This window comes from Eubacterium sp. Marseille-QA0814 (assembly GCF_965119675.1).
Lineage (GTDB): Bacteria > Bacillota > Clostridia > Lachnospirales > Lachnospiraceae > Eubacterium_G.
Genome location: NZ_CBCPMG010000001.1, coordinates 1,014,851 through 1,032,967, shown reverse-complemented (window position 1 = coordinate 1,032,967; position 18,117 = coordinate 1,014,851). Strand labels below are relative to the sequence as shown.

The following is an 18,117-nucleotide window of genomic DNA, read 5'->3' as shown; positions in this document are numbered from 1 at the left end:
GGTTTGCATTTCACTTTTATTAATAATTAAAAAATGATATAATTACAGGAAAAGATTAAGGAGGCATTAAATGGGAGATTTAGTTTTTAATGGAATTAAAGTAGAAGAACTTGATTTAACAAATAAGATAGAAGGAGCTGTTTCTTTGGATATTAGCCAGAGAGCATCTTTTAATGTTAAATATACAAGGGACGATAAGAAGTGTGCAGCTACATTAACTATTGATATGATGGATAAGAATCAGCCAATGGATTTTAATTTTAAAATAAGTGCAGTAGCATTTTTTGACTGTGATCAGTTATCAGACAAAAGGGAAATTCATAAGAAGGCATACGATGAAATATTCCCACATGTAAGATCGATGGTAATTACATTTTTTGTAAATTCAGGTTTGCCACCAATTGCAATTCCTAAGGTAAAAATGGACGATGCAAACATTAAAGTATCAGGAGAAGATAATTCAGAGGAAGATAAAATTTATAGTTAAAAATGTTTTTAATTTTTAAACTATAAGTGTATTAGATTTTTAGGTAACATAATAATCTAAACCCTTTCAATTTTGTGGCGTTTCGGAGAATTCTGAAACGCCATTCCTGATTTGAGAAGCAATTTTTCTAAATGCTTATCTAATAGACAAAACATACAAAATAAAATCATATCTGAACAATTAGAAATAATAATTCCATAATATAAAAAGAACTAATCCTTTGGTTAATAATCAAAATTCTACAATCATTAATTATGCATTAAAAAGTATGTGCAGGAAAACAGCTGTTAATTAATAATGAAAAGTGTTAATATTGGTTTCGGCAGATAATAAATTATAGACAGCAGAAAAGAATTAAGATAAGAGATTGAATTACAAAGAATAGAAAAGAAAGATAAAGGATTGAAGTGTAAAGAGCAGAAAAGAATTAAGATAAAAGATTGAATTATAGAGAAGAAAGTATTATGGAATATAAAAAGATTGTAAAAGGAATTTTTAGGGAAAGACCCAACAGGTTTATAGCGTATGTTGATGTAGAAGGAATGGATAATAATCCCCAGGTTGTTCATGTGAAAAATACAGGACGTTGCAAAGAACTTTTAGTTAATGGTGCAACTGTATATTTGGAGGAATCAGACAATCCCAATCGAAAAACAAAATATGATTTGGTTGTAGTCAGGAAAAATGAAAGAATAATAAATATGGATTCCCAAGCACCAAACAAAGTAGTACAGGAATGGCTAAATAAAAATGGCTTATATAAAAATACAAAACTTGTTGCTCCTGAGAAAAAATATGGAGAATCAAGGTTTGATTTTTATATTGAGGGAGATAATAAAAAAGCGTGGATGGAAGTAAAAGGTGTCACCCTTGAAAAAGATGGTGTGGTTTTATTTCCTGATGCACCAAGCAAAAGAGCGGTAAAGCATATAGAACATTTAATCAAAGCCAAGGAAGAGGGCTTTGACGCTTATATTATGTTTGTTGTGCAAATGGAAAATGTAAAATATTTTACACCTAACAAAGAGACTCATAAGGCTTTTGCAGAAGTACTGGTAAAGGCAGAAAGTAAAGGAGTTAAAATAATGGCGTATGACTGTGTGGTAACAGAAAAAGAACTTAAAATAAATAACCCCGTAGAGATAAAACTCAACAAATAATTACATGGATTGTTCCGTGCAGAGCACTCCCGCAATCCATACAAATATTCGCATATCGGAAAGCTGACGCTTCCCTTTTATGCTCATATTTGGGCGTGTTCCAAAGTCCAGCTCACCTTTGTGCAAGCACAGGTGAGCTGGACCTTGGAACACTGTAATTAAAAAAGTAGTCGAAAAAACAAAAAAATACGGTCAATCTTATTGACTAAAGAAATTAAAAAGTGATATAATTACGGGAAATTCGGGTTTATTTGAAACGATTAAATATTTTTATATAGAAGAGGTAGATATATTATGAAGAAAATGATTTTAGTAACATCACCACCAGCATGTGGAAAAACATTTGTAACAAAGAAGTTAGCAAAGGCTATGCCTAACTGTGTTTACCTTGATAAAGATTCACTTATTGTTTTATCAAAGCAGATTTTTGTTGTGGCAAATGAAGAATACAATAGAAGCTCAGATTTCTTTGAAGCAAACATCAGAAATTATGAATATGATGCAATCATGGAAATCGCAAGAGAAGCTTTAGAATACAATGATACGGTATTCATTAATTCTCCATTCACAAGAGAAGTTAGAACACCCGGTTATATGGAAAATCTTAGAAACGAACTTTTAAAGATTGGAGCTGAATTAGTTGTTGTTTGGGTTCATTGCGACAAGGAAGTTTGTAAGGAAAGAATGATTAAACGTAACTCTGACAGAGATACATGGAAGATTGAACATTGGGATGAATATATTAGCAGACAGAACTTTACAGTTCCTGAAGGAATTAAGAATTTATTCTTATTCGATAATTCATCAGATGATTCATTCAAGAAGTCATTAGATGAAGCTGTTGAATATTTCAAAAATTTAAAATAAAGCATAAAAACAAAATATTAAGTATATTTAGAAAAAGACTTTCACGGAACTTGAATTATTCCTAAAAAGTTAGGTTTTAAAACCTGACAATAAATAGGTGATTCGGTTAAGGAAAGTCTTTTTTCGTAACAGGAAAATCTTTTGGGATTTTCTATTACATAAAAAATATTGCGTTATGGATTATTATAAAATCCATAAGTTGATGTACTTGCTTATAGGCAAAAAAAGCATTATAATAAATTAGATTTATGTCAATAATTGTTAAAGAGGAGAAATAAAATGTCAAAAGTAAGAACAAGATTTGCACCTAGTCCAACAGGTAGAATGCATGTAGGAAATTTAAGAACAGCTTTATACGAATTTTTAATTGCAAAGCATGCAGGTGGCGATTTTATTTTAAGAATAGAAGATACAGATAGAGAACGTTATGTGGAAGGTGCTGTGGATATTATATACAGAACACTTGAAGCAACAGGACTTGTACATGACGAAGGTCCTGACAAAGACAAGGGATATGGACCTTATATTCAGAGTGAACGTCAGGCGTCAGGTTTATATCTTGAATATGCAAAGAAATTAATTGAGTCAGGAGATGCATATTACTGTTTCTGTGATAAGGACAGATTGGCTACACTTAAAACTTCTGTAGGGGAAGACGGAAAAGAAATTACAATGTACGACAAGCATTGTTTACATCTTTCACAAGAAGAAATACAGGCTAATTTAGATGCTGGAAAACCTTATGTTATCAGAATGAACATGCCAACAGAAGGAACAACAACTTTTGTTGATGAATTGTATGGAAAAATTACAGTAGAAAACAAAGAGTTGGATGACATGATTTTAATTAAGTCAGATGGCTATCCAACATACAATTTTGCAAATGTTATAGATGATCATTTACAGGAAATTACTCATGTAGTAAGAGGTAATGAATATATTTCATCTTCACCAAAGTACCAGAGACTTTATGAAGCATTTGGCTGGGAAGCACCTAAATATGTACATTTGCCACTTATTACAGATGAAAATCATAAGAAATTAAGCAAACGTTCAGGTCATTCATCATACGAAGATTTAGTTGAACAGGGATTTTTACCTGAAGCAATTGTAAACTACATTGCACTTTTAGGTTGGAGTCCGGAAGACAATCAGGAAATATTTTCACTTGATGAATTAATTAAGAATTTTGATTATCACAAGGTTAATAAGAGCCCTTCAGTTTTCGATATTACAAAGTTAAAATGGATGAATGGTGAATACATTAAGGCTATGGACAATGAGAAGTTCTATGAAATGGCAAGACCATACGTTAAGGCAGTTATCAAGAAAGATTTGAACCTTGAAACAATAATGGATATGGTCAAAACAAGAATTGAAACATTCCCTGAAATTGGAGACATGATTGACTTCTTCCAGGAACTTCCTGAATATAGTCCTGAAATGTATACACACAAGAAAATGAAGACTAATTCTGAAAACTCTTTAGAAATTTTAAAGGAATTACTTCCAATATTAGAGGAAACAGATGATTATTCAGTACAGGGATTACACGACACTGTATTTGAATACATTAAGAAAAAAGAAATTAAAAATGGTCAGGCTTTATGGCCACTTCGTACTGCAGTATCAGGTAAGCAGATGACACCGGCAGGAGCTTTCGAAATTATGGAAGTAATTGGAAAAGAAGAGTCATTAGAAAGAATTAAAAAAGGTATTGAATTATTATCAGAATAATTATCAAAATAATTCAAGGATGATTATAAAAAGTCCGGCTGTTTGTCAGTCGGACTTTTTGTGTGATAAGAAATCCTTTTGAAAGGTTCAGGTTAAAATATGGAAAATACAGTTACTAAGAAAAATATAAATAAAAATTGGATTGAAATCATAATATTAATATCACTTTTTAATTTTTTGTTTTTAGGAAGTGAATACCTTTTTGATAACATAATTGCTAAAGTGGCAAATCCAAGTAAAGTTGTAATAGCACAAAGTTATGTTTTAGGTGCAAGCGTAGTGGGATTTGTTTTGTATCCAATAATAAAGAAAATATTAGATAATAAAACAGGTATTAAAAACACTAAAAATATAGCGGTTAGTTTAGCGATTGTATTAGGTTGTTTTTGTGTTTGGAAATTTTCACACAGTGATTCTTATAATGTTATGTTAATGTGCGGCTGCCTTCTTTTTATTATACTTGGAGCTTTTGGAAGCACGGTTTTTTATTTTACGGCAATTAATTACGGTAACAGCAAATATTTAGGAAAAACAATAGGCTTTGCTTACGGTTTTGGACTTTTGATACAGTTTTTAAGCAATAATTTAATAAAATCAAATAATTTGGAAAGTGTTTCGATAGTTGTATTATGGGTTGCAGCAATCATAATAGTGCAAAAGATTTCAGGGAAAAGTAATAGTGATGACAGATGTGATAATGCAGTCAAAGAAAAGGGTGATTTAAAAAACAATTATGTAATGGTAATTCTTTTAATTGCAATTGTTGTATTAATGGCAAATGTTTTTACAACCCTTGATAATGTTGTGACTTTATTCCATGCAGATGGTACTTTTGATGTAGGTCAATATCCGCGATTATTTTTAGCCGTAAGTGGAATTGCAGCTGGTATACTTTTCGACATAAAAAAAGGCAGATTCATGTACATAATAATGTATTGCATAACTCTTTTGTCAACAATATGTATTTTGACAATTGTATCCGGCGGGGCGTTTTTAACAGGCCTGGTTGTTTTCTATTTGTCAGCTGGATTCTTTGCTGTGTTTTTTACAACAGCATTTGTGAAAATATCTCTTAAAATGGAAAATACACGCCTTTGGGCAGGTATGGGAAGAGCAGTAAATAATTTGATGGCTGTGCTAATGGGGAGTTGGTCTTTGAAACTATATTCAACAGAAAATGTTTTACTGATTACCGTATTATCGTTAGTTTTGTTTGTGGCAATTAGTGTATTAATATTTTTGTACACAATGAAAAATATACAAATCAACAGAGCTGAAATAATAGAAAATAACTGGGACAATCTAACAAACAGTGAAAAAGAAACTAACAGCACAAACGAAACTGACAAATTACAAATGTTTTCGGAGAATTTTTCTTTAACCAAAAGAGAAAAGGAAGTGTTAGAAGCTTTACTTAATTCTGACGATAGTGTTCAGAATATTGCAGCCGGGTTATATATTTCAAGAGCTGCTTTATACAGACATATTTCAAATATAAATAAAAAAACAGATACCAATTCAAGAGTAGGTTTAATTAAATTTTACTATACGTGGACTGAAAACACTATTTAAAACACATCCAATATGTGATAATATATAAAGGGACATATTGGAAAGGTGTTTATGGAATTTAATAACGCACAAAGAGAAGCTGTTAATCATTTTAAAGGAGCAGCCATGGTTCTTGCAGGACCTGGCTCAGGTAAAACTACAGTTATAACACACAGAATAAAAGAGTTAATTAGAAAAGACGTTTCACCTGAAAAAATATTAGTAGTAACTTTTACAAAAGCTGCCGCAGTTCATATGCAGAGAAAATTTTTTCAGATAATGGAAGGAGAACATTGGGTAAAAAGCAGTTATCCTGTGTCCTTTGGAACTTTTCATGGAATCTATTTTAGAATTTTAAAATTATCCAAGAATTACAGTGGGCGTAATATTTTAACGGAAAATCAGAAAAGTCAGATTTTGCGTGAAATTATTATCAGAAACAGAATAAATACAACTTCCCTTAATGAATTTATTCAAAACATTATTGGCGAAATAAGCAATGTTAAGGGAAATATGATTCCATTGAGTGATTATGCACCGAAAAGCTGTAAAAACAGGGAATTTAAGCTTATATTCGATGAATATGCAAAAGAATTGAAGAGTCAGAATAAAATTGATTTTGATGATATGCTGTTGGACTGTTATACGTTGTTTAAAGAGGAACCGGTGCTTTTACAAAAATGGCAGCAGGTTTTTGAATATGTTTTAATAGATGAATTTCAGGATATTAACAAGATACAGTATGAAATCATAAAAATGCTTGTGGCGCCTGAAAACAATTTGTTTATAGTAGGTGATGATGACCAGAGCATTTATGGATTTCGCGGGGCGTGTCCTGAGTTAATGTTTAGATTTGAAAAGGACTATCAGGCATGTAGAAAAATTATATTAAATATAAACTATAGGTCTACAAATGAAATTATCCAAATGTCTAAGAACCTAATTAAAAACAACAGTTCACGTTTTGAAAAAAATATCATATCACCGAAAGGTAACAATAATAAAAATGATGAAAATAATAATGAAAATGAGAACATAAAAGATGGTTGTTCAATCCCAAGGAAAAGGAACAATAACAATACCAAGAACAAGAATAATAACAAAAGTAAAGATACTGATGTTAGAATTTTCAGAAATCAAATGGAGCAATTGCAGTATACAGCAGTTAAGATTACAGAGTTGCAAAGTAGAGGGATAGATGACATTGCAATACTTGTGAGAAACAACAGCCAGATTGATATTATCCAAAGATTTTTAGAAGAACAGGAAATTATATCTGAAAGCAAAGTCGCTAAGAAATCTGTTTTCAAAACTCAGGTGGGAGTGGACATTTACAATTACATAAAGGCAGCCATTAATTTGAATAAAGTTGAAATACGAAATAATGAAAGCCTAATTTATATATTAAACAAACCGGCCAGACTTATTAGTAACGGAATGATAAGTGATTATGGAATTGATTTTAATAGTTTGAAAAATGTTTACAGTCATAGCAGTGAAATTGTGAAAAAAATAGAAAAGCTGGAATTTGATTTGCAGATGTTGTTAAGATTAAAGCCCATGGCAGCTTTAATGTATATTCTAAAAGGTATAGGATATGAGAATTACCTGAAAGAGCTATCAAGAGAGAGAAAGATAAACTATTCTGTTTTTGAAAAAGAAATTGAAGAAATAAAAACAAACAGTTTAAAATATGACACTTTGGAAAGCTGGATTTTACAGGAAAGTGAAGAAAACAGTGCTAATACGAAGTCAAAAGAAAAGCAGGTAAGAAAGCCGATTCATATTATTACAATGCATGGCTCAAAGGGACTTGAGTTTGACAGCGTTTTTATTTTAGATGCTAATCAGGGCATAATACCAACATCTAAAGCAGTAAGAGAAAGAGATTTCGTAGAGGAAAGAAGACTTTTCTATGTGGCAATAACAAGGGCAAAAAAATATTTAAATATATATTGTGTAAGCGAAAATCTTGGCTGTTATGTGGAACCGTCAATTTTTATGAAGGAAGTAATGGCATAGAATATGTATATTTTTTGAAAATTATGTAGATAATACATTAAATTAAGGTGCATAATATTGCAATTTTAATACACTTTTGATAAAGTTAAAATAACAAAAAATGCGTTTATTACAAATGCATAGTAAGATTGTGAAAATAAATAAGAAAGGAAAATGCAGGCATAGTAAAAATATTATGTTTGTGTCTTTCAAATTCATACGGGAAATGTATGAGGATTGTTGAAAGACTTGGTAAATGATATGAGAAATAATCAATTAGAAGAAGATGAAGATTTATTTGTAACTTTAACATTAGAAGATGACAGTGAGGTTGATTGCCTTGTTGTAAGTATATTTGAAGCAGAAGGAAGAGATTACATTGCATTACTTCCAACTGAAGGACCTGAAAACGAAGAAGGAGAAGTGTTCTTATACAGATACTTTGAAGACGAGGACGGAGAACCCGGACTTGACAATATTGAAACAGAAGCTGAATTCATGTTAGCATCACAGGCTTTTGATCAGTTAGTTGAAGACGGTGAATATGATGAAATTATTGAGGAAGAAGAAAACTTACATTAATTTGTCGTTTTTTGAATTTGTAAGATAATGCATTTTTAAGATAATAATGTTAGAAATACATTGTTATTTGAAAATCATAACAAAAAGAAAATACATTAAGAAGGTGGAAAAATGTCATACGAAGATGAAACTAGACAGAGAATAGAAGCAAGAAAAAGAAATGCTGAGTTAAAGAAAGAACAGCAGATTAAGAAAAGAAAAATAACATTAGGAATTTTAGCAGCAGCAATTGTTGTTATTGTAGTATTAATTATTGTTGTAGCTTCAGTTTCAGCCAAGAAAGATAGTGAAGTGGAGACAACAGCTCCTAAGGAAACATCAATATTAGGAGCAACAACAGCAGAGACAACAGAAGCTGTAACAACAACACAGAAGGTTGCTCAGCAGACAACATCAGAAACTACTGTAGCTGCAACAACTGAGAAAACTGTTCCAGAGACAACAGAAGAAGAAACACAGGCACCTACAGAGGAACAGACTGAAGAGGAAACAACACGACCTTCAGGCGAAATCAAACATGCAAGGGACGATGTCAACATAAGAAGAAAACCAAAAGAAAGCTCAAAGGTTTTAGACATTGTTAATAAAGGAGACGAATTAGAAGTCTTAAGCACTGACAAAGGTTGGTGCCATGTAATCTGGAATGGTATCGAAGGTTATGTATCAGCAAGATTCATAAAATAATAATTACAAATAAACAAAAAACGTATTTTATGGTAGACTAATACTTCCCATAAAGTACGTTTTTTATTACAGTGTACCAAAACATAAGCGTACTTGTGCTTGCACAAAAGTACGCTTATGTTTTGAGGACACGCCCGCATAATGAGCATAAAAGCACAGCGAAGTTGTGCGATATGCGAATTATGTGGTGAAATTGCGGGAGTGCAAAGCACGTAGCAATTTCGTAATAAAAAATATGAAGGGCAAAATAGCATAAAAGCACAACGAAGTTGTGCGATATGCGAATTATGTGGTGAAATTGCGGGAGTGCAAAGCACGTAGCAATTTCGTAATAAAAAAACATGAAGGGCAAAATAGCATAAAAGCACAACGAAGTTGTGCGATATGCGAATTATGTGGTGAAATTGCGGGAGTGCAAAGCACGTAGCAATTTCGTAATAAAAAATATGAAGGGCAAAATAGCATAAAAGCACAACGAAGTTGTGCGATATGCGAATTATGTGGTGAAATTGCGGGAGTGCAAAGCACGTAGCAATTTCGTAATAAAAAATATGAAGGGCAAAATAGCATAAAAGCACAACGAAGTTGTGCGATATGCGAATTATGTGGTGAAATTGCGGGAGTGCAAAGCACGTAGCAATTTCGTAATAAAAAACATGAAGGGCAAAATAGCATAAAAGCACAACGAGGAAAACACAATGAACTATAACGAAGCAAAACAATATTTAAAAGAAGTAAATAAATACGGCAGTGTCTTAGGTCTGAAAAGCATCACAACACTTTTAAAAGAAATGGGTAATCCTGAAAAAAGTCTGAAAGTTGTTCACATAGCAGGTACAAATGGAAAAGGTTCCACAATGGCTTTTTTAAACAATATTCTCATGGAGGCAGGCTACAAAGTAGGTAGGTACAGTTCTCCGGCAGTTTTTGAAGAAGATGAGATTATTCAGATTAATAACCAAAACATAGAGCCAAACAGTTTAGGAGAAATAATCACTCATATTAAGGATAAATGTGATTACATTGCTAAAACTTATGGATTTCATCCAACACCTTTTGAAATTGAAACGGCTTTGGCTTTTGAATATTTCAAAAGAAAGAATTGTGATATTGTGTTAGTTGAATGCGGTATGGGTGGTGCAACAGATGCCACAAATGTTTTCAATAAGGTTCTTTGTAGTATTATTGCCAATATTTCCTTGGACCACACAGCTTTTTTAGGTGACACAATTGAAGAAATAGCAAGGGTAAAATCGGGCATAATAAAAGCAAACTGTCCCGTTGTAGTAGCAAAACAGCAAAAAGAAATATGCGATGTAATAAGGGAGGAAGCTGAAAAAAAGAATTCCCATATAGTTATGGCTAAAGAAGCACAACTGGATTTGGGTAATGGAGAAAATATTGTAACTTACAGAGCCTCTAATGGAAAAGAATATAAAGCTAATCTAAAAATGCTTGGAACTTATCAGGGAAAAAATGTGGCAACAGCAATTGAGGTTGCATTAATTCTTGAAAAAAAGGGTTACAATACAGAAAAATATATAAAAAATGGCATTGAAAATGCAGTCTGGAAGGGAAGATTTGAAATAATTTCAAAGCAACCATTATTTGTAATTGATGGCGCACATAATCCCGGAGCTATAGAGGAATTGGTAAAATGTATTGATTTGTATTTTACAAATAAACGAATTACCTTTATAATGGGAGTGTTGGCCGATAAAGACTTTGAGAAGGAAGCAGGTCTTATTGCAAACAAAGGAGAAAATATTTTAACTGTTACACCAAATAATGCCAGAGCATTAGATGGAAAGAAGTTGGCTAATACAATTTCTAAATACAACCCAAATGTTCAGTATGTAGAAAGTATAGATCAGGCTGTAGAGAAGGCAATTGATTTAGTAAACAGTAAAAAATCAGATATGATATTAGCTTTTGGCTCTTTATCACATCTAAATGATATTAATCAAGCAGTTAAAGCCGGAAGGAGAGATTGACTGATGTTTGATAAAAACAAAATAGAACAGGGAATCAAATTATTATTAGAAGGTATCGGTGAAGATCCAAGTAGAGAGGGTTTAGTGGATACTCCAAACAGAGTTGCACGTATGTATGAAGAGTTATGTGCAGGTATGGACAAAGATCCAATGGAGCATCTGTCAAAGACTTTTACATGTGATAATGAAAATGTAGTTATTGAAAAAGATATTACATTTTACTCAACTTGCGAACATCATTTGATGCCTTTTTATGGTAAAGCAAACATTGCTTATATTCCAAATGGAAAAGTTGTTGGAATAAGCAAGCTTGCAAGAACAGTGGAAGTTTTTGCAAGACGATTGCAGATTCAGGAACAAATGACAAATCAGATAGCCGATGCTATTGAAGAATGCTTAAATGCAAAGGGGGTATTGGTTATGGTTGAGGCTGAGCATATGTGTATGTCAGCAAGAGGAATTAAGAAACCAGGTAGTAAAACAATTACTTTTTCAGCAAAAGGCGCTTTTGAAGAAGACAGCAGTTTAAGAAGAGACATTCTTCATTTAATGGAAAAGTAATTAGACTTCTTATCATGGATCATATGGCAGAAGATAAAAACAGTTGCTTAATAGGCACGCATTTTTTGTGTAATGTATCGTAGGTGATATTCTTTTTTACAAAAATAATTAATAGAGAGTAAAGGAAAAATAAATGCAAATTGGAAAATATAATTTTGACTTAGATAACGATCCTATTATTATGGGAATTTTAAATGTAACACCTGACTCATTTTCTGACGGTGGTAAGTGGAATAACATGGACGCAGCTTTAAAGCACACTGAAGAAATGATCAAGGACGGTGCAAGAATTATTGATGTTGGCGGTGAGTCAACAAGACCGGGCTATACTTTAATTAGTGATGAAGAAGAAATAGAAAGGGTTGTGCCGGTTATTAATGCGATAAAAGAAAGATTTGATGTATGCGTATCCCTTGATACATACAAAACTAATGTGGCAAAAGCCGGAGTTGAAGCCGGAATCGACATGGTTAATGATGTGTGGGGATTTAAGTGGGACAGGCAGGATATGGCTGATTTAGTAGCAAAATCAGGAGTTGCTGCATGTGTTATGCATAATAAGGATAATACTAACTATGAAAGCTACGTGGAAGATGTTTTAAAGGAAATGAAGGAATCAATTGACATTGCCCACAAAGCTGGAGTAAAGGATTCACAGATTGTATTAGATCCGGGCGTTGGTTTTGGAAAAGATTATGCACAGAATTTATCGATTATTAAACATGTGGACAGGCTAAAAGAACTTGGTTATCCTGTGCTTCTTGGAACATCCAGAAAGTCAGTTATCGGACTTACACTGGACGTAGATAAGAATGACAGAATGGCTGGAACTGTTGCAACAACTGTTATGGGATATGAGAGAGGCTGTAGTATTTTCAGAGTCCATGATGTAAAAGAAAACTATCAGGCATTAATGATGGCAAAGGCGATAAGAAATGAAAAATTGTATTAAAATTAAGCAGTTAGAAGTATTTGCATACCATGGCTGTGAGGAACAGGAAAAAATAAATGGTCAGAAATTTTATATTGATGCTAACTTATATACAGACATAAGTGTTGCAGGCAATACTGATGATTTAAATGAAACTGTTAATTATGCTGAGGTTTGCGACTTTATAAATAAATTTCTAACAAAAAACAGATTTGATTTAATAGAAGCTGCGGCATGGCAGTGTACAACAGAATTGTTAAAAACATTTCCGAAAATCAGAGAAGTGGATTTTACAATATACAAACCACAGGCACCTATACCGTTGCCTTTTGGAAATGTTGCAATTTCCATCAACAGAAAATGGAGCAAGGCAATTTTATCAATCGGCTCTAATATGGGCGACAAGGAAGAACACCTAAATTGTGCAGTGGACAGTTTGTATGACGATGATAACTGCAGAGTTAATGTAGTATCAAATTATATAGAAACTGAGCCTTATGGGCCTGTTGAACAGGACAATTTCCTAAATGGTTGTATTGAAATAGAAACATTGTATTCACCTGAAGAATTACTGAAAAAAGTCAACCAAATAGAAGCTTTTGAAGGTAGGACCAGGGAAATACACTGGGGTCCAAGAACATTGGATATAGACATTGTTTTTTACGAAAACCAGATAGTGGATTTACCAGAATTAAAGATACCACATGTGGAAATGCACAAGAGAATTTTTGTGTTAGAACCATTAAAACAAATTGCACCATATTGGACACATCCTATTTTAAATAAAACAGTAACTCAGTTGTTAGAGGACTTAAGTCCTAATAGTGGCGGTTGCAGTGGTTGTGGTGGTTGTCCGAAAATTTCAGAGGAGACAGATAATTAAACAACGAAAGAAAGGTCTTTAACGTATACATGAAAGATTTACAGGAAAGTAGAAAAGAAATTGATTCAATTGATAGCGAGATTGTAAGCTTATTTGAAAGACGAATGGAAGTCTGTAAAGACGTTGCTGAATACAAATTAAGAACAGGTAAGGCTGTTCTTGACAGACAAAGAGAATTAGACAAAATTAAAACATTAAAAAACAAAGCCTCAAGTGATTTTTATGCTCATGGTGTGGAAGAATTGTTTGAACAGATAATGGCAATGAGCAGAAAGATGCAGTATAAGCTTCTAACAGAAGAAGGGGTAAATAACGACATTGGATTTGATATTGTTGATAAAATCCCAATGGATGGTGCAAAAGTCGTATATCAGGGAATTCCGGGCGCCTACAGCCAGCAGGCAGCTACAGAATACTTTGGAGATAAGGCTGAATACTTAAATGTAACAACTTTTAGAGAGGCAATGAAGTATGTAAGAGACGGCAAGGCTGATTACGCAGTTTTACCAATGGAAAATTCATCTGCAGGAATTGTAACAGATGTGTATGACTTGCTGGTTGAATTCTCTAATTATATTGTTGATACATTCGATGTAAAAATAGAGCATTGTCTTTGTGGTTTAAAAGGTTCAAGAATAGAGGATATTCATGAGGTATATTCTCATCCACAGGCTTTCATGCAAAGCAATAAATTTATTGAGGAACATGGTTTTGGAAAAGTGAATCTTGCTAATACAGCAATTAGTGCAAGATATATTTCAGAACAGAATGACAAGACAAGAGCGTGTATAGCAAGTGCTAATGCAGCAGAAATTTATGGACTTGAAATATTACATAGAGGAATTAATTTCAATGATACAAATACAACAAAGTTCATTATCATAAGTAGAGAGAGAATAGCAAGAGTTAATGCTGATTTAATATGTATCAGTTTTGAGATGCCACATGAAAGCGGTACTTTATATCAGATGTTGTCTCATATTATTTACAATGACTTAAATATGACACGTATAGAATCAAGACCTGTACCTGAGAAGAAGTGGGAATACAGATTCTACGTTGAATTTGAGGGAAAAGCAAATCAGGCAGGAGCAATTAATGCTTTAAGCGGTATTAATGCAGAAGCCCTTAATATGAAAATATTAGGAAATTACTAGAAAAATTAATATCCTGTTGCGTGGCTATATGAAAAAAGGGGTTGCATTTTTGCAACCCTTTTTCATATATGATTTTATTCTATTGTAACTACTTTCTGCAGTGATAAACATAAAGCAGTTAATGTTAGTCCTGATATCTAATATCTTCAATGCCAGCCTTGATTTCCAAAAACTTAAGTATGTCTTCATAAACTTCCGAAGCGTTCTTTTCATTAAATACTTCATGTCGCATACCTTTGTATACTTTAGAAAAAGTATTAGGAAAGCCACAATGCTTAAAGTGTAAAACAGCCTTCTTGAAAGCTTTGTCCCCTTGTCTGCAAGGATCATTCTCACCTGAAACAAACATTACAGGAAGATCACGATTTTTCTTGGACCAACCAAGTTTGCTGTATACTGTTTGAATCAAACTAAACAGTGCATAGTAACCATTTAAAGTAAAAGTCACGCCACATAACGGATCCTTGTTGTATTCTTCAACAACATCTCTATCTGAACAAATCCATGCATTTACGATGCCCTCTTTCATAAAAGGTTTTTCAAAAGGTCCATTAACCATTTTCTCAATCATTGGGCTTCTGTAATTCCAGCCTCTAAAAAGAGCCATAAATCGAATTAGTCGTTTGCCAAAGCTGGCAAGCTGATTATCAGAAGGAGAACCACTTAAAACGACGGCATTCACTTCGTTAGAAAACTTTTTCAAATAAGCTCTTACAATAAGAGAACCCATGCTGTGTCCTACAATAATAAGTGGAAGATTAGGATATTCTCTTTTTAGAAACATTGTAAATTGATGAACGTCTTCGACAAGTCCTTTGTAGCCCTCGTGACCAAAGTAGCCCAAGTCATCAGTGGTTAAAATATTTTCACCATGCCCTTTTATGTCGGAAATGGCACAAATAAAACCACAATTACTAAAATACTGTAAAGTTTTTTCGTAACGTTTTCGCGTTTCACACATACCATGTACAAATTCAATTATACCAAGAGGTTCAATACCCTCCGGTGGAAAAGTAATAGTAGTTGGTCGCATATTACTCACCTCGCAATTAGTCGTTTATATCCATTCCCTCAGTTGTGTAAACAGTTCTCTTTCTAGCCATTTCGTCATTTTCAAGATATTCGTCATAAGTTGTAATCTTGTCAATAAGCTTGCCGTTTACAATTTCCATAATACGGTTTGCAGTTGTCTGAACAACCTGATGATCTCTTGATGAGAATAAAAGTACACCAGGAAACTTAATAAGGCCTGTGTTAAGGGCTGTAATACTTTCCATGTCTAAATGGTCAGTAGGTTCGTCAATAACTAAAACGTTAGCACCGCTAATCATAAGTTTTGAAAGCATAACCCTAACTTTTTCACCACCTGAAAGAACCTTAACTTTTTTAACACCATCATCACCTGCAAAAAGCATTCTACCAAGGAAACCACGAACGTATGTGGCATCTTTGATTTCTGAATACTGTGTAAGCCAGTCAACGATTACATCGTCACAGTCAAAATCTTTTGTGTTGTCTTTAGGGAAGTATGACTGACTTGTTGTGATACCCCATTTGTAATCACCTTCATCAGGTTCCATCTGTCCCATAATAATCTGAAATAATGTTGTTTTTGCAAGTCCGTTTGAACCAACGAAAGCAACTTTGTCTTCTCTACCGATTGTAAATGAAACATCATCTAAAACCTTAACACCGTCTATGGTTTTTGATAAATGTTCAACAGTTAAAACTTCGTTACCGATTTCTCTTGCAGGTCTGAAATCAATGTAAGGGTACTTTCTGCTTGAAGGCTTAATGTCATCAAGTTCGATTTTTTCTAAAGCACGCTTTCTTGAAGTAGCCTGTTTTGATTTAGAAGCATTGGCGCTAAATCTTTGGATAAAGTCCTGTAATTCCTTGATTTTTTCTTCTTTCTTTCTGTTAGCTTCTTTCATCTGTTTAACAATTAACTGACTTGATTCGTACCAGAAATCGTAGTTACCGGCATAAAGCTGAATCTTTGCATAGTCAATATCAGCAATCTGTGTACAAACTTTATTTAAGAAATATCTGTCATGAGATACAACGATTACTGTGTTTTCAAAATTGATTAGGAATTCTTCAAGCCAGGCAATTGCATCTAAATCCAAGTGGTTAGTAGGTTCGTCTAAAAGAAGAATGTCAGGGTTACCAAATAATGCCTGAGCTAAAAGAACCTTAACCTTTAATGTGCCGTTTAAATCTTTCATCTGGCTGTAGTGATATTCGGTATCTACTCCTAAACCGTTTAAAAGAGTAGCAGCATCAGCTTCAGCGTTCCAGCCGTCCATGTCGGCAAATTCAGCTTCAAGTTCTGATGCCTTAATGCCGTCTTCATCAGAAAAATCTTCCTTCATGTAGATTGCATCTTTTTCTTTCATGATTTCGTAAAGACGGGCATTACCCATAATTACTGTATCAAGAACAGTGTATTCATCATACTGGAAGTGGTCCTGCTTTAAGAAAGAAAGACGTTCACCAGGTGTGATAATAACTTCACCGCTTGTAGGTTCAATCTCCCCTGTTAATATTTTTAAAAATGTTGATTTTCCGGCACCGTTAGCACCAATAAGTCCGTAGCAGTGACCTGGAACAAATTTAATATTTACATCTTCAAATAATGCTTTTTTGCCAAAACGTAAAGAAATATTACTTGTACTTATCATTTATAAATCTCCTTATTTTTATACATGTTTTAGGTAAATGCAAAAGAATAACGGATTTTTGACCGCAAAAATCCCGTAAACTTTTGCTGATTGCTCATCAAAGTATATCAGTTTTTAGGAATTAAAGCAATCTAGGAAAGGGAAAAATTACCTTATAATATGGGAAAAATAATTAAAAACAGTTTTATGTTTTTATAAACGGGTAAATATGTTATTATATGTCAGTAGGAGGCGAGGACATGAATAAGAAGAGACTGATTAGTTTGTTGTTAGTTTCAACACTTACAATTACAAGTGTATGTGGCTGTTCTTCAACAAAAGAAAAGACTACAAAAAAAGATAATACAGCAAAAACCAAGGCTGAAACTACTGTAGGACTTGATCCTGCAAAAGATTCAAGCTGGCCAAGAAGTTTTAGTATAAATGAAGGTTCAAAGGAATCTGATAATGGAACATATATTGAACAGTTAAAAATAAACGGAAGAAGACTTTACTTAAAAGGAAAGTTTGGCGTAATTGATGCCATGGACGGTCAGGTGTCAACAAGAGAAGAAGCGGATATTGAAATATCAAAGTCCTGTTCTTTTTATGATCAGAGATTAGATGGTGATGGCTCAATGACATTTAAAGAATTTAAAGAACATATTGCAGATAGCGGTTACACAGCCCCTGATAATTACATGATAACAATAGATCGGGGAAAAGTTTATTTGATACAGTTATTTGATTAGAATGATTCTGTTACAATGGCGGAAGTTAGAAACAGGGAGAGGGACCTGTAATAGAGATTGGTTTTTTTGAAACCAGATTAATTTAAGCATAAAATAAGACAAGTTAC

At 33.2% G+C, this 18,117-nt stretch carries 16 protein-coding genes; 14 read left to right on the top strand and 2 right to left on the bottom strand.

From position 1 onward, the window contains the following. The first annotated feature begins 70 nt into the window (after nt 1–70). The 13 genes from ACQY63_RS04815 to ACQY63_RS04755 all read left to right on the top strand — a co-directional run bounded on the left by ACQY63_RS04815 (nt 71) and on the right by ACQY63_RS04755 (nt 14,595). Entirely contained in the window at nt 71–487 is a 417-nt protein-coding gene (locus tag ACQY63_RS04815) for a hypothetical protein (RefSeq protein ID WP_022165438.1), read from the top strand. Between the two features lie 464 nt (nt 488–951). Then, entirely contained in the window at nt 952–1,647 is a 696-nt protein-coding gene (sfsA, locus tag ACQY63_RS04810; protein ID WP_022165439.1) for a DNA/RNA nuclease SfsA, read from the top strand. 294 nt (nt 1,648–1,941) lie between these two features. Beyond that, nucleotides 1,942–2,514: an AAA family ATPase gene (locus ACQY63_RS04805; RefSeq protein WP_022165440.1), complete on the top strand. Its 573-nt coding sequence runs from the start codon at nt 1,942–1,944 to the stop codon at nt 2,512–2,514. 279 nt (nt 2,515–2,793) lie between these two features. After that, nucleotides 2,794–4,251, top strand: a complete 1,458-nt coding sequence (gene gltX / locus ACQY63_RS04800; RefSeq protein ID WP_428244811.1) for a glutamate--tRNA ligase — start codon at nt 2,794–2,796, stop codon at nt 4,249–4,251. 99 nt (nt 4,252–4,350) lie between these two features. Next, nucleotides 4,351–5,823, top strand: coding sequence for a LuxR C-terminal-related transcriptional regulator (locus ACQY63_RS04795; RefSeq protein ID WP_412623086.1), 1,473 nt, complete (start codon nt 4,351–4,353; stop codon nt 5,821–5,823). 51 nt (nt 5,824–5,874) lie between these two features. Further along, nucleotides 5,875–7,824 (top strand): ATP-dependent helicase, encoded by a 1,950-nt coding sequence (locus ACQY63_RS04790; RefSeq protein ID WP_412623087.1) that lies wholly within the window; start codon nt 5,875–5,877, stop codon nt 7,822–7,824. 240 nt (nt 7,825–8,064) lie between these two features. Next, entirely contained in the window at nt 8,065–8,385 is a 321-nt protein-coding gene (locus ACQY63_RS04785) for a DUF1292 domain-containing protein (protein ID WP_412623088.1), read from the top strand. A 111-nt stretch (nt 8,386–8,496) separates the two neighbouring features. Then, nucleotides 8,497–9,069, top strand: a complete 573-nt coding sequence (locus tag ACQY63_RS04780; protein WP_412623089.1) for an SH3 domain-containing protein — start codon at nt 8,497–8,499, stop codon at nt 9,067–9,069. Nucleotides 9,070–9,767: 698 nt separating this feature from the next. Then, nucleotides 9,768–11,063: a bifunctional folylpolyglutamate synthase/dihydrofolate synthase gene (locus ACQY63_RS04775; RefSeq protein WP_428244810.1), complete on the top strand. Its 1,296-nt coding sequence runs from the start codon at nt 9,768–9,770 to the stop codon at nt 11,061–11,063. A gap of 3 nt (nt 11,064–11,066) precedes the next feature. Then, nucleotides 11,067–11,624 carry a GTP cyclohydrolase I FolE gene (gene folE / locus ACQY63_RS04770; protein ID WP_302690297.1) on the top strand — a complete coding sequence of 186 codons (558 nt, stop codon included), beginning with the start codon at nt 11,067–11,069 and terminating at the stop codon, nt 11,622–11,624. Between the two features lie 133 nt (nt 11,625–11,757). Then, entirely contained in the window at nt 11,758–12,576 is an 819-nt protein-coding gene (gene folP, locus ACQY63_RS04765) for a dihydropteroate synthase (protein ID WP_412623092.1), read from the top strand. After that, nucleotides 12,560–13,438, top strand: coding sequence for a 2-amino-4-hydroxy-6-hydroxymethyldihydropteridine diphosphokinase (folK, locus tag ACQY63_RS04760; RefSeq protein WP_428244809.1), 879 nt, complete (start codon nt 12,560–12,562; stop codon nt 13,436–13,438). Before folP ends, folK begins: the two co-directional genes overlap by 17 nt. A 29-nt stretch (nt 13,439–13,467) precedes the next feature. Next, the gene (locus ACQY63_RS04755; RefSeq protein WP_412334477.1) at nt 13,468–14,595 is read left to right on the top strand and encodes a bifunctional chorismate mutase/prephenate dehydratase; all 1,128 of its coding nucleotides are present in this window, start codon (nt 13,468–13,470) and stop codon (nt 14,593–14,595) included. Between the two features lie 124 nt (nt 14,596–14,719). Here the strand turns inward: ACQY63_RS04755 and ACQY63_RS04750 are convergent, their stop codons facing one another. Both ACQY63_RS04750 and ACQY63_RS04745 read right to left on the bottom strand, forming a co-directional pair. Further along, a complete protein-coding gene (locus tag ACQY63_RS04750; protein WP_428244808.1) occupies nt 14,720–15,628 on the bottom strand; it encodes an alpha/beta fold hydrolase in 909 nt (302 codons plus the stop codon). A 16-nt stretch (nt 15,629–15,644) separates the two neighbouring features. Continuing rightward, complete coding sequence (locus ACQY63_RS04745) at nt 15,645–17,279, bottom strand: ABC-F family ATP-binding cassette domain-containing protein (RefSeq protein WP_022165451.1); 1,635 nt, start codon at nt 17,277–17,279, stop codon at nt 15,645–15,647. Nucleotides 17,280–17,518: 239 nt separating this feature from the next. On the opposite strand from ACQY63_RS04745, the gene ACQY63_RS04740 reads away from it, so the two are divergent. After that, complete coding sequence (locus ACQY63_RS04740; protein WP_022165452.1) at nt 17,519–18,010, top strand: hypothetical protein; 492 nt, start codon at nt 17,519–17,521, stop codon at nt 18,008–18,010. Nucleotides 18,011–18,117 lie beyond the last annotated feature (107 nt).

What these genes read in the sequence shown, in the direction of transcription:
- ACQY63_RS04755 (WP_412334477.1), top strand. Translation starts at nt 13,468, where the DNA reads ATGAAAGATTTACAGGAAAGTAGAAAAGAAATTGATTCAATTGATAGC.
- ACQY63_RS04795 (WP_412623086.1), top strand. Translation starts at nt 4,351, where the DNA reads ATGGAAAATACAGTTACTAAGAAAAATATAAATAAAAATTGGATTGAA.
- ACQY63_RS04785 (WP_412623088.1), top strand. Translation starts at nt 8,065, where the DNA reads ATGAGAAATAATCAATTAGAAGAAGATGAAGATTTATTTGTAACTTTA.
- folP (WP_412623092.1), top strand. Translation starts at nt 11,758, where the DNA reads ATGCAAATTGGAAAATATAATTTTGACTTAGATAACGATCCTATTATT.
- gltX (WP_428244811.1), top strand. Translation starts at nt 2,794, where the DNA reads ATGTCAAAAGTAAGAACAAGATTTGCACCTAGTCCAACAGGTAGAATG.
- ACQY63_RS04780 (WP_412623089.1), top strand. Translation starts at nt 8,497, where the DNA reads ATGTCATACGAAGATGAAACTAGACAGAGAATAGAAGCAAGAAAAAGA.
- ACQY63_RS04805 (WP_022165440.1), top strand. Translation starts at nt 1,942, where the DNA reads ATGAAGAAAATGATTTTAGTAACATCACCACCAGCATGTGGAAAAACA.
- ACQY63_RS04750 (WP_428244808.1), bottom strand. Translation starts at nt 15,628, where the DNA reads ATGCGACCAACTACTATTACTTTTCCACCGGAGGGTATTGAACCTCTT.
- folK (WP_428244809.1), top strand. Translation starts at nt 12,560, where the DNA reads ATGAAAAATTGTATTAAAATTAAGCAGTTAGAAGTATTTGCATACCAT.
- ACQY63_RS04815 (WP_022165438.1), top strand. Translation starts at nt 71, where the DNA reads ATGGGAGATTTAGTTTTTAATGGAATTAAAGTAGAAGAACTTGATTTA.
- ACQY63_RS04745 (WP_022165451.1), bottom strand. Translation starts at nt 17,279, where the DNA reads ATGATAAGTACAAGTAATATTTCTTTACGTTTTGGCAAAAAAGCATTA.
- ACQY63_RS04775 (WP_428244810.1), top strand. Translation starts at nt 9,768, where the DNA reads ATGAACTATAACGAAGCAAAACAATATTTAAAAGAAGTAAATAAATAC.
- sfsA (WP_022165439.1), top strand. Translation starts at nt 952, where the DNA reads ATGGAATATAAAAAGATTGTAAAAGGAATTTTTAGGGAAAGACCCAAC.
- folE (WP_302690297.1), top strand. Translation starts at nt 11,067, where the DNA reads ATGTTTGATAAAAACAAAATAGAACAGGGAATCAAATTATTATTAGAA.
- ACQY63_RS04790 (WP_412623087.1), top strand. Translation starts at nt 5,875, where the DNA reads ATGGAATTTAATAACGCACAAAGAGAAGCTGTTAATCATTTTAAAGGA.
- ACQY63_RS04740 (WP_022165452.1), top strand. Translation starts at nt 17,519, where the DNA reads ATGAATAAGAAGAGACTGATTAGTTTGTTGTTAGTTTCAACACTTACA.